The sequence below is a fragment of the Streptomyces sp. NPDC086023 genome (genome assembly GCF_044540325.1).
In the GTDB taxonomy this organism is placed as follows: Bacteria; Actinomycetota; Actinomycetes; order Streptomycetales; family Streptomycetaceae; genus Streptomyces.
Genome location: NZ_JBITRX010000001.1, coordinates 101,016 through 114,801, shown reverse-complemented (window position 1 = coordinate 114,801; position 13,786 = coordinate 101,016). Strand labels below are relative to the sequence as shown.

The window sequence follows — 13,786 nt, the reverse complement described above, 5'->3', positions numbered from 1 at the left end:
ATTTGTATGGCGAGTCAACAATCCCTCTCAGTGGACTAGACCTTTCCCTCTCCGACACGCGAGACTGTCCCCCGTGAAACCCGTGAAACACGTCATCGCCCTCGATGTGGGCGGCACCGGGATGAAGGCCGCCCTAGTCGGCGCGGACGGCACGCTGCTGCACGAGGCGCGCCGCGCCACCGGCCGCGAGCGCGGCCCCGAGGCCGTCGTCGAGTCGATCCTGGAGTTCGCCGCCGACCTGCGCGCGCTCGGCCGCGAGCGGTACGGCGAGAGCGCCGCGGCCGCCGGCGTCGCCGTGCCGGGCATCGTCGACGCCGAGAACGGCATCGCCGTGTACGCGGCGAACCTCGGCTGGCGCGACGTACCCATGCGGGAACTGCTGAGCGCCCGCCTCGGCGGCATCCCGGTCGCCCTCGGCCACGACGTGCGCACCGGCGGCCTCGCCGAGGGCCGCATCGGCGCCGGCCGCGGTGCCGACCGCTTCCTCTTCGTACCCCTCGGCACGGGCATCGCCGGCGCCATCGGCATCGACGGCCGCATCGAGGCGGGCGCGCACGGCTACGCGGGCGAGATCGGCCACATCGTGGTCCGCCCCGGCGGCCCCGAGTGCGGCTGCGGCCAGCGCGGCTGCCTGGAGACCCTCGCCTCCGCCTCCGCCGTCACGCGCGCCTGGGCGGCCGCCGCCGGCGACCCCGAGGCCGACGCGGCGGACTGCGCCAAGGCCGTGGCCTCCGGCGACGCGCGCGCCCTCGCCGTCTGGGGCGAGGCCGTCGGCGCGCTCGCGGACGGGCTGGTCACCGCACTCACCCTGCTGGACCCGCGCACGCTGATCATCGGTGGCGGGCTCGCGGAGGCCGGGGAAACCTTGTTCACACCGCTGAGGACGGCCGTGAGGGAACGCGTGACGTTCCAGCGGCTGCCGCAGATCGTTCCGGCGGCCCTCGGGGACACCGCCGGATGCCTGGGCGCAGGCCTGCTCGCCTGGGATCTACTCGCCACGGAGGTATCCGCCTGATGGCCGCAAGCGCAGTCAGCACCGTTCTCTCCGGCGCCAGAGTGGTGCTGCCGACCGGAACCGTCGAGAACGGCCGCGTGATCGTCGCCGGTGACCGGATCGCGGGGAGCGCCCCCGACGGCGCGCCGGTGCTCGACCTGTCCGGCCACTGGCTGGTGCCCGGCTTCGTCGACATGCACAACCACGGCGGCGGCGGCGCCTCCTTCACCTCCGGCACCGCGGAGGACGTCCTCACCGGCGTCCGCACCCACCGCGAGCACGGCACCACCACCCTGGTCGCCTCCACCGTCACCGAGGACCTCGACGAACTGGCCCGGCGCGCCTCGCTGCTGGCCGAGCTGGCCCAGCAGGGCGACATCGCGGGCATCCACTTCGAGGGCCCGTTCATCTCCCCGTGCCGCAAGGGCGCCCACACCGAGGGCCTGCTGCGCGCCCCCGACCCGGCCGAGGTGCGCAAGCTGATCGACGCCGCGCACGGGCAGGCCCGGATGGTCACGCTCGCCACCGAGCTGCCGGGCGGCCTGGACTCCGTACGGCTGCTGGCCGAGCACGGGGTGATCGCCGCGATCGGGCACACCGACGCCTCGTACGAGCAGACCGTCGAGGCCATCGACGCGGGCGCGACGGTCGCCACGCACCTCTTCAACGCGATGCCGGCGCTCGCCCACCGGGCACCGGGGCCGATCGCCGCGCTGCTGGAGGACGAGCGGGTCACCGTCGAGCTGATCAACGACGGCACGCACCTGCACCCGGCCACGGTGGAGCTGGCCTTCCACCACGCCGGCGCCCACCGGGTCGCGCTGATCACCGACGCGATGGACGCGGCCGGGTTCGGCGACGGCACGTACAAGCTGGGCCCGCTCGCGGTCGAGGTGAAGGACGGCGTCGCGCGGCTCGCCGAGGGCGGCTCGATCGCCGGCTCGACGCTCACGCTGGACACCGCTTTCAAGAGGTCGGTCACGATCGACGGACTCCCGGTGGAGTCGGTGGTGCAGGCCATCTCCGCGAACCCCGCGAAGCTGCTGGGGCTGTACGACCAGGTCGGCTCCCTGGAGCCGGGCAAGTACGCCGACCTGGTGGTTCTGGACGCGGCCTTCGAGCTGAAGGGCGTCATGCGGCGCGGCGAATGGGTGGTCAACCCGTCGGCATGACGGCCGGCTGACAGCCGTTCAGGCGCCATTCGGATGTGATTCGCCCCGGATTGGCCGCCGTCGGGAAAGGCGGGCGGCCCGCGCTCTGGGCCGCCCGCCATCCTTTTGGCATGATCCCGCCTCTGGGGGCTGTCTCTTGGGGGTGCCGCGCAATGATCCTTACCGTCACGCTGAACACGGCGCTCGACGTCACGTACCGCGTGCCGCGGCTGCGCGCGCACGCCTCGCACCGGGTCACGGACGTGTCCGAGCGGCCCGGCGGCAAGGGCGTCAACGTCGCCCGGGTGCTGGCCGCGCTGGGCCACGAGGTGACCGCGACCGGGTTCCTGGGCGGGCCCGTGGGCGCGGTGGTGCGGGAGGGGCTGGAGGGGTCGGCGGTGGCCGACGCCTTCGTGCCGTGCGCGGGCAACACCCGCCGGACCGTGGCGGTGGTCGACGAGACCACCGGCGACACCACGCAGTTCAACGAGGCCGGGCCGGTGATCACACCGGCCGAGTGGAGCGCCTTCCTGGCCCGGTACGCCGACCTGGTCGACGACGCGCGGGCGGTGGCCCTGTGCGGCAGCCTGCCGCCGGGGCTGCCGGTGGGCGCGTACGCGGTACTGGTCCGCACGGCGCGGGCCGCCGGCACGCCCGTCCTGCTGGACACCAGCGGGGAGGCCCTGCGCCGGGGCATCGCAGCGCGGCCGGAGCTGATCAAGCCGAACGCCTCGGAGCTGGCCGAACTGACCGGCTCCCGGGACCCGCTGCCGGCCACCCTGGACGCCCGGCGCCGGGGCGCGCAGGCGGTGGTGACCTCGCTGGGCCCCGCCGGCCTCCTGGCCGCCACCCCCGAGGGCACCTGGCAGGCCGCCCCGCCGCGCACCCTCTCCGGCAACCCGACCGGCGCCGGCGACTCGGCCGTGGCGGGCCTCCTCTCGGCCCTGGCCGAGAACCTGGACTGGCCGGCCCGCCTCACGAGGGCGGTAGCCCTCTCGGCCGCCACCGTCCACGCGGACACGGCCGGCGAGTTCCACCGCCCCACGTACGAAGCGGTCCTGACGGGCACGAAGGTGACGCAGAGTTAGATGGACTGCGGGCTCCCATCTTCGCCAGATGTCGAACCTTTTGCGCCAATTCATGCCGATTGAACCGACTCAGCACGCAGTCACCTGCACCATTTATTCGACATTTTGTTCGAAATCGTGGGAGTCTAGGTGTCACGCCGTAGCGCCTTCTCAACTCTTGCCGTGCTCACCATCGCGACTTCATCGGTGATCGCGTCACCCGTCGCCGCTGCGCAGGCAGCCGACCAGCCTTGCTATGTGGGCAGTTGGAGCGCTGCCTGGAACGTCCGCTCCGGCACATCCACCGGCTCCACCCTCATCGTCCGGATGCCCAAGGCAAGCGAACTGCCCGCGTGGCACGCCGACTGCAGCGGCGTCGTGACCGGCGGCAGCTACCAGTGCCATAGCGGGGCCCCGACCTACAACACCTGGATACCGGTCAAGTACGCCGGAGTGAAGCGGTGGACCGCATTCCGCTGCGTGGGGGCAGGCGCCGGCCCCATGGGGTAGCGGGACCAGGTGCGGCGGATCAACCGCCGCACCTTCCGTCCTGATCCATCGTCAGCCCTTGATGTGGCCGGCGGCCAGTTCGATCTGGTCGATGATGGCGTCGCACTTGTTGCCCTGCTCGCAGGAGATCTTCAGCTTGTTCGTGCCTTTGTTGAGGTTGATCCAGGAGTAGGTGTTGGTCCAGCCCTTCTCCCAGTCGCCGGCGGGCGCGTTCGCGAAGTTCTTCATCCTGACCGGCCGGTCGAAGCGCTGGTCGTTGATCCACAGCGTGGCCTCGGCGTCCGTGCCCGGCACCGCGTACTTCACGAACACCGTGTAGTCGCCGGTCTCCGGCACGTCCACGGTCCAGGTCACCGACGCGCCGACCGCGTTGAAGCCGCCCACGTACTTGCCGTCGGCGGACCTGGCGCCCGGGATCGTGTTCTGCGGCGTGGCGCCGCCGGCCAGGGCCAGGCCCGTGCCCGAGGCCGCGTCGGCCTTCGGGAGGGTGCCGGGGTCGGAGTCCGGGTCGGAGTGGGAGTCGCCGGACTTCGAGGGGCCCGGCGTCGCGGGGGCCTGGCTGACCTTGTCGCTGGGCCCGCCGGCCTTGTCGCCCTTGTCCTTGCCCTTGTCCGTGATCAGCGCCACACCGATGCCGATGACCACGGCGCCGACGACCGCCACCGCCGCGATCAGCAGACCGCGCCGGCTGGAGCCCCGGCGGGCCGGCTCGGGCGCGTAGTGCTGCGGCGGCTGCTGTCCGTAACCGCTCTGCTGCGGGACGCCGTACCCGGCCTGGAGCGTCTCCGGCGCGGAGTAGTGCGGCTGCTGCTGCGGCACCTGGCGCGGGCCGCGGCGCTCGCCCACCGTCCGCACCTGGTTGTACGAGGTCCGCGGCACACCGGGCTGCGCACCGCCGACCGGGCCCGGGTACCCGTAACCGCCGCCCTGCGAGGGCGGAGTGGCACCGGCGGCCTGGCCGTCCGCGTAGAGGTAACCGAACGGGTCGTCGTCTTCGGGCGTGTTCGCGCCGTTGTTCGGGCCGTTGTTCGCGGGCGTCATCGCGGGTCCATCCTTTCGACCCACGGGAGCCTACCTCGAACAGGCGCTCTCCCGGGCGGCCGATGGCCTCAGCCGGCCCTCCGGTGGGCCTTCGAACGCGACCTTTTCTCGATGTACATCCGCTGGTCGGCAGAGCGCAGCACCTCGTCCGCCGACATTCCGCAGCTCGCCCACCCGATGCCGAAACTGGCGCCCACGCGCACCGCCCGCCCGTCCACGCGGATCGGCGGGATGATGGCGTTCCGCAGCCGGACGGCGAGATCCGCGGCGTCCGCGGCCCCGAGCCCGTCCGCCAGGACGACGAATTCGTCACCACCCAGCCGGGCGACGGTGTCGCCGTCCCTGACGCCCGTGGTCAGGCGGCGGGCCACCTCGATGAGGACCGCGTCACCCGTGTGGTGCCCGAATCGGTCGTTGATCGACTTGAAGCCGTCCAGGTCGCAGAAGAGGACGGCCAGGCCCTTGGTGCCGTCGTCGATGTCGGTGGCCGGGGCGACGGTGTGCACGTGGTGGTCGTAGGGGCCCGCGTCCGCGCCCCCGGGCAGGTCGAAGGGATCGGTGAAGCCGTCGGCCGGAAAGCCGTGCTCACCTGCCGTCCCGTCCTCCGGGCGGCCCTCGAAGGCAGCGTCCAGCGCCTCGACCGCGCTCGCCCGCACCGACTGCGGCCTGCGGCACAGCCGCGCGCCGAGCCGGGCCCGCAGCTCGGCGCTGTTCGGCAGGCCGGTCAGCGAGTCGTGGCTGGCCCGGTGGGCGAGCTGGAGCTCGTGCCGCTTGCGCTCCTCGATGTCCTCGACGTGCGTGAGCAGGAAGCGCGGCCCGTCGGCGGCGTCCGCGACGACGGAGTTCCGCAGCGAGACCCAGACGTACGTGCCGTCGCGCCGCCCCAGCCGCAGCTCGGCCCGGCCGCCCTCGGCGGAGGTGCGCAGCAGCGTGCCGATGTCCTCGGGGTGGACCAGGTCGGAGAAGGAGTACCGGCGCAGCACTGAGGCGGGGCGGCCCAGGAGCCGGCACAGCGCGTCGTTCGTGCGCAGCAGGCGTCCGTGCTGGTCACCGCCCATTTCCGCGATGGCCATGCCGCTGGGCGCGTACTCGAAGGCCTGCCGGAACGACTCTTCGCTCGCCCGCAGCGCCTGCTGCTCCCGTTCCAGCCGTACCAGGGCGCGCTGCATGTTCGCGCGGAGCCGGGCGTTGCTGATCGCAATGGCCGCCTGGAAGGCGTACATCTGGAGCGCTTCGCGCCCCCACGCGCCCGGGCGGCGCCCGTTGCGCGGTCTGTCCACCGAAATGACACCCAGAAGTTCCCCGCCGGACGCGTACATGGGGGCGTAGAGGCGGTCCTCCGGGTGCCACTCGTCCTCGAAGCGCGGGTCGGGACCGTCCGTGTGCCACTGGGGCACGTCGTCCTCGATGAGCACCCAGCCCTCGGTGTGCGGGATGAACCGCAGGCCGTCCCAGGACTCGCCCATCGAGAGCCTGCGCTCCCAGGACGCGCGGGAGCCGACGCGGCCGGTGATGAGGGCTTCGGCGGAGGGGTCACCTGCGAAGGCGGCGACGACCAGATCCCCGTCGGGGCGTACGAGGTTGACACAGGCGAGCTCGTAGCCGAGGCCCACGACGATGCCGTCCACGACGGTCTGCAGAGTGTCCGCCAGGCTCCGGGCCGTGTTCAGCTCGGCCACCACCTGGTGCAGCTGCCGCAGGGTCGCAAGACGGACGTACGGCTCCGACTCGGTCTCCATTGCTCGCTCTCCCCGAGACCTCGACAGCAACTCCAGGTTTGTCATCGGCGTTTCGTTGCGGTGTCCATTCCACTGAATCACAGTGAGCTGTTCCGCCGGTACACAGGGTCAACAAATCTTGCCCTCTGTGACTCAAGTCACATGAGATGAAGAAGGAGCCCCACCGGGGCTGGGAGCGCTCCCTGTCGTTTTCGTGAGCAAACGATACGCCGGGGGACCTAGGACGGGGCCGCAGCGCGGCTCGGACCGACGCCCGATGCGCCGCGCGGGGGGCCGAGACTAGCGTCCTGGGGGTGCCCAAGACGAGCCCCATGCCCCGCGCCACACCCGCCACCCCTCATGCTGAGGGGGTGAGCAATGACGAGTTCCGCGCCGCGATGTCCCGGCTGGCCGCGGGAGTGGTGCTGATCACGGCCCACGAGCCCCCGCTGACCGACGACGGCCCGCGCGGCGAGGACGTCGGGATGACCGCCACCGCCTTCATGTCCGTCTCCCTCGACCCTCCCCTGGTGCTGGTGAGCCTGCGCGAGGGCTCCCGGATGGACGACCTGCTGGCCGAACAGCCCCTGTGGGGAGCGTCGCTGCTCGCCGAGAGCCAGCGACACATCGCCGGCCGGTTCGCGATGAAGGGCCGGATCAGCGACCGCCTGCTGTTCGAGGACATCGCGTACGTACGGGGGGACGAGTCCGGCGCCCCCCTGGTCGGCGGCGCGCTGGCGACCCTGGAGTGCCGTACCGAGCAGCGGGTGACCGCCGGCGACCACACCCTCGTCATCGGACGGGTCCTGACGGCGGCTCTGCCCTCCGCCGAGGGCCGGCCGCTCACCTACTTCCGCGGGCGGTACCGGCAGCTCGGATCCTGACCGCCGGTCAGGCGGCCCCGGCCGTACGGGGGAACCGGCGGCCCCGGGCGCACGAGCGGATCGACTCCGGACGTACGAGGGACCCGGCTCACCAGTCCTTGCCGGACCGCCCCCGCTTCGTCTCCGCGCGCGCCTTCTTCTCGCGCAGCCGGCGCTCGTTGATGCCCCGCGGGATCTTCGTCGCCCGGCGCGCCTTGGGCGGCGGCGCGGTGGCCTCCGCCAGCAGCGAGGCCAGCCGGACCATCGCCATCTCGCGGTTGCGCCACTGCGAGCGGTGCTCGGAGGCCCGTACGGAGAGCACGCCGCCCACCAGCCGGCCGGCCAGCCGCTCCAGCGCCCGCTGCTTCCACACCTCCGGCAGCGCCTTGGTGGCGGCCAGGTCGAAGAGCACCTCGGCGGCGGAGTCCGAGGTGTTGACGTGCTGCCCGCCGGGCCCCGAGGAACGCGAGAAACGCCACTGGAGCTCGGCCTCGGGCAGGAGGACGGAACCGCGGATGACGTGAGGACCAGGCATGCCCCCATGATCCCGCCCCCACCGCGCCCCGTCACGCGGTTTTGCCCCCCGGGAACCGGCCCGCCCCCTCCCCGCGTTGTCCAGATCAGCGGTAGCTTGACCGACGCACGGTCATCGCACCGGCTCACAGGACGAGGAAAGGGACATCCCAATGGCAGTAAGCCTGTCCAAGGGCGGCAACGTCTCGCTGACGAAGGAGGCGCCCGGCCTGACCGCCGTCACCGTCGGCCTCGGGTGGGACGTCCGGACCACGACCGGTGTCGACTTCGACCTGGACGCCTCGGCGATCGCGGTGAACGCCATGGGCAAGGTTGTCTCGGACAGCCACTTCGTCTTCTTCAACAACAAGTCCACCCCGGACCAGACCATCGTCCACACCGGTGACAACCGCACCGGCGAGGGCGCCGGCGACGACGAGGCCATCAACGTCAACCTGGCCGGCCTCAGCCCCGACGTCGACAAGATCGTCTTCCCGGTCTCCATCTACGACGCCGACTCGCGCGGCCAGAACTTCGGCCAGGTCCGCAACGCGTACATCCGCGTCGTGAACCAGGCCGGCGGCGCCGAGATCGCCCGCTACGACCTCTCCGAGGACGCCGCCACCGAGACCGCGATGGTCTTCGGCGAGCTCTACCGCAACGGCGCCGAGTGGAAGTTCCGCGCCGTCGGCCAGGGGTACGCCTCCGGCCTGACCGGCATCGCCCAGGACTTCGGCGTCAACGTCTGATCCCGGACCGAACCGAAGCCCTCTCCGGCCGTCCCCGGAGGGGGCTTCGCGCTACGGTGCCCGGGTGATCCTCGAAACCTTCACCCCCGCGGACGGCGCCCTGCCCGGCCCCGTCCTCGCCGAGGTCGCCGCCCTCTACGCGACCAACCGGGCCTTCTTCGAGCTGAGCGGCGACTTCCCCGACCCGGCGCGGATCACCGTCGAACAGGTCGCCCGCGCCCTGGCCGACGAACTCGCCGAGGAGGGCTCCGAGGTGCTGCTCGCCCGCTCCGGCGGCCGCCTCGTCGGCCTCGCCGCCACGCTGGCCCACCACCCGTCGGACGACGACCCCGACCCCTGGATCGGCCTGTTGCTCGTCGACGCCACCGTCCACCGCCAGGGGTACGGGCGCCGGCTGGCCGGCCTGGTCGAGGAGCGCTTCCGCGCGGCGGGCCGGGAGGCCGTGCGGCTGGCCGTACTGGAGAACAACCCCCGGGCCCTGGCCTTCTGGACGGCCCAGGGCTACGCGGAGATCCGGCGCGCGGAGGACCGTACGGCGCACCGCCCGTGCGTGGTGCTGCGCAAGCCGCTGCGCTAGGCCGCCGGGACGCCGGCCGGCGGCAGCGCTCACTCCTCCGGCTTGCCGTCGCCGTGCAGCCAGGTCTCCCAGATCCCCGACAGGTCCTCGCCGGTCTGGTCCTCCGCGTACGCCGTGAACTCCCCGGTGTCGGCGTTCCCGTGGCGGTGTGCCGCGGCCCAGCCGCGCACCAGCGCGAAGAAGGCCTCGTCCCCCACCTCCTGGCGGATCCGGTGCAGCACCATCGCACCCCGGTAGTACACCGGGGAGTCGGAGATGTGCTCGGCGCCGGGCGGTTCGGCGGGCGGGAAGGCCCAGTAGGAGCCGTCCGCCTCGGGGTCGGCTTCGGTGTCCTCGTCGTAGAAGGTCCGGTACCGCTTCTCGGCGCTCGGGCCGCCGTGGTCCTCCGCCCACAGCCACTCGGCGTAGGTCGCGAAGCCCTCGTTCAGCCACATGTCGCGCCAGGACCGGGGCGAGACCGAGTTGCCGAACCACTGGTGGGCCATCTCGTGGACCAGCAGCTCGGTGTCCGGCGCACCCGAGAAGATCGGGCGGGCCTGGGTCTCCAGGGCGTAGCCGAGCGTGCCGTCGCCCTCGACGATCGCGCCCGTGGCGGAGAAGGGGTACGGGCCGAAGCGGCGCGTGCCCCAGTCGACCACCTCGGGGATCCGCTTCAGCGCCGCGGCGCTGTCGGTGGCCTCCTCCGGCCGCACCGCCGTGAGGACGGGCAGGCCGGAGGCGGTGCGCGAGGCGGTGACCGTGTACTTCCCGATGGCGAGGGTCGCGAGGTAGCCGGCCATCGGCTCCGGGCTGTGCCAGCGGAAGACGGTGCGGCCGTCGCGTTCGGTACGGGACTTCAGCACCCCGTTGGAGACCGCCTCGTACCCCTTGGGGACGGCGATCTCGACGTCGTACGCGGCCTTGTCGCTCGGGTGGTGGTTGCCGGGGAACCAGGCCATGGAGCCCTGCGGTTCGCCCACCGCGACCGCGCCGTCGTCGGTCTCGATCCAGCCCTCCTCGGAGCCGTCCGGGTCCTCGACGGGCCCCGGCGTGCCCGAGTAGTGGACGACCGTGCGGAAGGTCCGGCCCTTCCTCAGCTCGTCGGAAGGGCGGACGGTCAGCTCCTGGCCGACCCGGTTGAACCGGGCGCCCTCGCCGTCCACCCGTACCGACTCGACCTCCATGCCCTCCAGGTCGAGGTTGAAGGCACTGAGGTCCTGGCCGGCGGTGGCGGTGATCTCGGCGGTGCCGGACAGCTCGCCGGTGCCGGGGGAGTAGTCCAGCTTGAGCCCGTAGTGGGTGACGTCGTACCCGCCGTTGCCCGCCTTCGGGAAGTACGGGTCGCGCAGGCCGGACGCGCCGGGGGTGCCCTCGACCGTGCCGCCCGTACACGCCGCGGTCAGCGCGAGCAGGGCGGCGGTGGCGGGGGCGGCACGTCGTAGATCCACGTCCTCGATCCTAAGCGGCCCCGACGCCGCCCCCGGGAGCCCGGTCAGTCGTTCAGGGCCTCGACGCCGGCCTTGGCGAACTTCTCGTCCAGGTCACCGCTCGGGGCGCCGGCGACGCCGATGCCGGCGATGGGCGCGCCCTTGACCTGGACCGGGGCGCCGCCGCCCAGGAACAGGGTGCCGGGGATGTCCTTCAGGTTCGGGGTCTGGGCGAGGCGGCCGGCCAGCACGGAGGTGGGGGCGCTCCAGGAGACCGCGGTGAAGGCCTTGCGCTGGGCGGACTCGTAGGACTGCGGGCCGGCGCCGTCGCCGCGGAGGGTGACCACGGTGTTGCCGTTGCGGTCGACGACCGCGACGGTCACGCGCTGGCCCTCCGCCTCGGCGGCGTCCAGGGCAGCCTGCGCGGCCTCGGTGGCGGCGTCGATGGACAGGTGGGTGCTGGTGACCAGGCCCTTGGGGTCGTCCTTCTTCTGCGCCGGGGCGGGGGCGGCGGTGGCGGTCATGGTGCCGAAGCCCACGGCGCCGACGACGACGGCCAGACCGGCCCCGGTGATGACGCGATGACGAAGGTTCACGACTGCTCCTCTGCGGTGGTTGCGCTGTCCCTTCGATCCTGGCCCGGGGGGCGGGGGCGGCTGATCGGCGTACCGGCTGCCGATGCGCTGCGCTCCGGCTGACAGGGGGGTCAACCGATCGGCTGATGCGGGGTGCTCCCGTGGGGGCCACGCTTGCCGGTACGGCCCCGGCCGTTGCCGGGTGCGGGTGCATTGCCGGGTGCGGGTGCGTTGCCCTGCGGGGCATGTCCCCGACCCGCCTCTTCTCCGTTTCCCGGGGCTCCGCCCCGGACCCTTCGGGGGGCTCCGCCCCCGTACCCTCCCCCAGCTACCGCTGGGGGGACCCCCAGCTCCTCAAACGCCGGAGAGGCTGGATATGCCCGCGGCGCGGGATGTGCTGGCAAGCGCCGGGGTCGCGCAGCGGGCCCAGCCCCGCCAGTGTTCGAGGCGCCGGCCAGATTCCCGCAGCGCAATCCAGCCTCGCCGGCCTGTGAGGCGTGGGGGTCCCCCCCAGCGGTAGCTGGGGGAGGGACCTAGCCCCGCAGGGCAACGGCCCACGCAGCAACGGCGCCGCACCCGGCACCGGACCGAACCGGCACGGCGCCGCACCCGGCACCGGACCGAACCGGCGCGGGGCGGCGGCCGGCACGGGAGCCGTACCGGGCGGCGGCCGGCACGGGAGCGGCGCGGCAACGCACCCCGCAGGGGGGCGGCACGATGGGGGCGTAGCCCGTAGGACGAGGAAGGCACGATGGCAGCCACACAGCCCGCACAGAACGAGGGCACCCGCGCCCTCGCGGCGGTCATGCACGGGGCGTTCTTCGCACTGCTCGCGGCATCCCTCGTCCGCTTCCTCATCCGCCACCCCGGCGAGGCCCGCACCCCCTGGATCATCGCCCTCAGCGTGACCCTCGCCCTGCTCTACGTCCTCGGCCCCGCGCTCGGCGCCGCCCCCACCCTGCGCCGGCTCTGCTGGCTCGGGCTGGTGATCGCCACCTGGGTGGTGCTGGTCCTGCTCGCCCCCAGCTTCGCCTGGTGCGCCGTGCCGCTCTTCTACACCGCCCTGCGCACCCTCCCGCCCCGCGCCGCGATCGTGCTCGTGGCCCTGCTCACCACCCTCGTCGTGATCGCGCAGCTCCAGCTGGCCAACGGCCCGTTCGACCCGAACCTCCTGCTGGCACCGCCGGCGGTGGCCGCCCTGGCCACCGCCGTGTTCCTGCACATGGAGCGCCAGGCGGAACGCCAGCGGGCCCTGATCGACGACCTGATCCGCACCCGCCGCGAGCTGGCCGCCACCGAACGCCGCGAGGGCACGCTGGCCGAGCGGCAGCGGCTGTCGATGGAAATCCACGACACCCTGGCCCAGAACCTCTCCAGCCAGCAGATGCTCCTCCAGGCCGCCGACCGCACCTGGGACACGGACCCCGCCACCGCCCGCCGCCACGTCCGCACCGCCAACGAGATCGCCGCCCGGGGCCTGTCCGAGGCCCGGCGCCTGGTCCACGACCTCGCTCCGCCGGGCCTCGACGGCGGCGGCTCCCTCCCCGACGCCCTGCGGGCCCTGGACGCGGGCCCCGAGGTCACCGTCCGCTTCCACCTGGAGGGCACCCCCGTGCCGCTCCCGGAGCGGGCCCGGTCGGCACTGCTGCGCATCGCGCAGGGGGCACTGGCGAACGTACGGGAGCACTCCGGCGCCCGTACCGCGGCCCTGACCCTGTCCTTCCTCGGCGACCAGGTGGTGCTGGACGTGGCCGACGACGGCCGGGGACTGTCCGCACCCGACCCGGCGCGGCCCGCGGACCCGGCCGACCCGACCCGCGGCCACGGCCTGCCCGCCATGCGCGCCCGGGTGGGCCAGCTCGGTGGCACCCTGACCGTGGAGTCCGCCCCCGGCGAAGGCACCGTGCTGTCCGCCTCGATCCCCCTGGAGCACCGCCCATGACCACGATCCTGCTCTGCGACGACCACGTGGTGGTGCGCGCGGGCCTGCTCGCCCTCCTCGGCAGCGAGCCGGACATCGAGGTGGTGGGGGAGGCCGGCAGCGGCGAGGAGGCGGTGGCGCTCGCGGAGAAGCTCAGGCCGGACGTGGTGCTGATGGACCTCCAGCTCGGCGAGGGCATCGACGGCGTCGAGGCCACCCGGCGGATCACGGCGCTGCCGGGCCGCGCCCCGCACGTCCTGGTGCTCACCACGTACGACACGGACGCGGACATCACCCGGGCCATCGGCGCCGGCGCCACCGGCTACCTGCTGAAGGCCGAGCGGCCCGAGGAGCTGTTCGCGGCGATCCACGCGGCCGCCCAGGGCCGCACCACCCTCTCGCCGCCGGTGGCGAGCCGGGTGATGGCCGCGATGCGCGGCACCCGGCCCACGCTGACCGACCGCGAGCTGGACATCCTCGGGCAGCTCGCCCGCGGACTGGGCAACCGCGAGATCGCCCGGGCGCTGTTCATCAGCGAGGCGACGGTCAAGACGCACCTCGGCCGGATCTACGACAAGCTCGGCGTCGACACCCGCGCGGGCGCGGTCGCCGTGGCCAAGGAGCAGCGCCTGCTCCCCTGACGGACCGCCGGAATCCGGACAGGAACGCATGCTCTCCGGACAGTTCCACCCCCTCGTCAG

At 73.2% G+C, this 13,786-nt stretch carries 14 protein-coding genes; 9 read left to right on the top strand and 5 right to left on the bottom strand.

Annotated elements, in window-relative coordinates; all coding sequences use genetic code 11:
* Positions 1–82: 82 nt before the first annotated feature.
* The 4 genes from ACIF6F_RS00595 (at position 83) to ACIF6F_RS00580 (ending at position 3,722) form a co-directional block, all read left to right on the top strand.
* Positions 83–1,015, top strand: coding sequence for an ROK family protein (locus ACIF6F_RS00595; RefSeq protein ID WP_399940486.1), 933 nt, complete (start codon positions 83–85; stop codon positions 1,013–1,015).
* Entirely contained in the window at positions 1,015–2,166 is a 1,152-nt protein-coding gene (gene nagA, locus ACIF6F_RS00590) for an N-acetylglucosamine-6-phosphate deacetylase (RefSeq protein WP_399939167.1), read from the top strand. The genes ACIF6F_RS00595 and nagA overlap by 1 nt, the downstream gene beginning before the upstream one ends.
* Positions 2,167–2,318: 152 nt before the next feature.
* A complete protein-coding gene (locus ACIF6F_RS00585; protein ID WP_399939164.1) occupies positions 2,319–3,233 on the top strand; it encodes a 1-phosphofructokinase family hexose kinase in 915 nt (304 codons plus the stop codon).
* Between the two features lie 162 nt (positions 3,234–3,395).
* On the top strand, positions 3,396–3,722 hold the full coding sequence (locus ACIF6F_RS00580; protein ID WP_399939160.1) for a hypothetical protein: 327 nt from the start codon (positions 3,396–3,398) through the stop codon (positions 3,720–3,722).
* A 51-nt stretch (positions 3,723–3,773) separates the two neighbouring features.
* On the opposite strand, the gene ACIF6F_RS00575 is transcribed toward ACIF6F_RS00580, so the two are convergent.
* Both ACIF6F_RS00575 and cdgB read right to left on the bottom strand, forming a co-directional pair.
* Positions 3,774–4,763: a carbohydrate-binding protein gene (locus ACIF6F_RS00575; protein WP_399939157.1), complete on the bottom strand. Its 990-nt coding sequence runs from the start codon at positions 4,761–4,763 to the stop codon at positions 3,774–3,776.
* Between the two features lie 68 nt (positions 4,764–4,831).
* A complete protein-coding gene (gene cdgB, locus ACIF6F_RS00570) occupies positions 4,832–6,502 on the bottom strand; it encodes a diguanylate cyclase CdgB (protein WP_399939154.1) in 1,671 nt (556 codons plus the stop codon).
* A 311-nt stretch (positions 6,503–6,813) separates the two neighbouring features.
* Between cdgB and ACIF6F_RS00565 the strand changes: the two genes are divergently transcribed.
* The gene (locus tag ACIF6F_RS00565; protein ID WP_399940484.1) at positions 6,814–7,365 is read left to right on the top strand and encodes a flavin reductase family protein; all 552 of its coding nucleotides are present in this window, start codon (positions 6,814–6,816) and stop codon (positions 7,363–7,365) included.
* 88 nt (positions 7,366–7,453) lie between these two features.
* On the opposite strand, the gene arfB is transcribed toward ACIF6F_RS00565, so the two are convergent.
* Positions 7,454–7,879 carry an alternative ribosome rescue aminoacyl-tRNA hydrolase ArfB gene (arfB, locus tag ACIF6F_RS00560; protein ID WP_399939151.1) on the bottom strand — a complete coding sequence of 142 codons (426 nt, stop codon included), beginning with the start codon at positions 7,877–7,879 and terminating at the stop codon, positions 7,454–7,456.
* A 151-nt stretch (positions 7,880–8,030) separates the two neighbouring features.
* Here arfB and ACIF6F_RS00555 point away from each other — a divergent pair, with 151 nt between their 5' ends.
* On the top strand, positions 8,031–8,606 hold the full coding sequence (locus ACIF6F_RS00555) for a TerD family protein (RefSeq protein WP_399939148.1): 576 nt from the start codon (positions 8,031–8,033) through the stop codon (positions 8,604–8,606).
* 64 nt (positions 8,607–8,670) lie between these two features.
* Complete coding sequence (locus ACIF6F_RS00550) at positions 8,671–9,183, top strand: GNAT family N-acetyltransferase (protein ID WP_399939145.1); 513 nt, start codon at positions 8,671–8,673, stop codon at positions 9,181–9,183.
* Positions 9,184–9,212: 29 nt separating this feature from the next.
* On the opposite strand, the gene ACIF6F_RS00545 is transcribed toward ACIF6F_RS00550, so the two are convergent.
* Positions 9,213–10,610 (bottom strand): M1 family metallopeptidase, encoded by a 1,398-nt coding sequence (locus ACIF6F_RS00545; protein WP_399939142.1) that lies wholly within the window; start codon positions 10,608–10,610, stop codon positions 9,213–9,215.
* A 44-nt stretch (positions 10,611–10,654) separates the two neighbouring features.
* Positions 10,655–11,185 (bottom strand): heme-binding protein, encoded by a 531-nt coding sequence (locus ACIF6F_RS00540; protein ID WP_399939139.1) that lies wholly within the window; start codon positions 11,183–11,185, stop codon positions 10,655–10,657.
* Between the two features lie 730 nt (positions 11,186–11,915).
* Here ACIF6F_RS00540 and ACIF6F_RS00535 point away from each other — a divergent pair.
* On the top strand, positions 11,916–13,106 hold the full coding sequence (locus ACIF6F_RS00535; RefSeq protein ID WP_399939136.1) for a sensor histidine kinase: 1,191 nt from the start codon (positions 11,916–11,918) through the stop codon (positions 13,104–13,106).
* Positions 13,103–13,726 carry a response regulator gene (locus ACIF6F_RS00530; protein ID WP_399939134.1) on the top strand — a complete coding sequence of 208 codons (624 nt, stop codon included), beginning with the start codon at positions 13,103–13,105 and terminating at the stop codon, positions 13,724–13,726. Before ACIF6F_RS00535 ends, ACIF6F_RS00530 begins: the two co-directional genes overlap by 4 nt.
* Positions 13,727–13,786: the final 60 nt, after the last annotated feature.

Coding starts and splice junctions, on each gene's coding strand:
- nagA (WP_399939167.1), top strand. CDS start 1,015: ATGGCCGCAAGCGCAGTCAGCACCGTTCTCTCCGGCGCCAGAGTGGTG.
- ACIF6F_RS00535 (WP_399939136.1), top strand. CDS start 11,916: ATGGCAGCCACACAGCCCGCACAGAACGAGGGCACCCGCGCCCTCGCG.
- ACIF6F_RS00565 (WP_399940484.1), top strand. CDS start 6,814: ATGCCCCGCGCCACACCCGCCACCCCTCATGCTGAGGGGGTGAGCAAT.
- ACIF6F_RS00555 (WP_399939148.1), top strand. CDS start 8,031: ATGGCAGTAAGCCTGTCCAAGGGCGGCAACGTCTCGCTGACGAAGGAG.
- cdgB (WP_399939154.1), bottom strand. CDS start 6,502: ATGGAGACCGAGTCGGAGCCGTACGTCCGTCTTGCGACCCTGCGGCAG.
- ACIF6F_RS00585 (WP_399939164.1), top strand. CDS start 2,319: ATGATCCTTACCGTCACGCTGAACACGGCGCTCGACGTCACGTACCGC.
- ACIF6F_RS00530 (WP_399939134.1), top strand. CDS start 13,103: ATGACCACGATCCTGCTCTGCGACGACCACGTGGTGGTGCGCGCGGGC.
- arfB (WP_399939151.1), bottom strand. CDS start 7,879: ATGCCTGGTCCTCACGTCATCCGCGGTTCCGTCCTCCTGCCCGAGGCC.
- ACIF6F_RS00575 (WP_399939157.1), bottom strand. CDS start 4,763: ATGACGCCCGCGAACAACGGCCCGAACAACGGCGCGAACACGCCCGAA.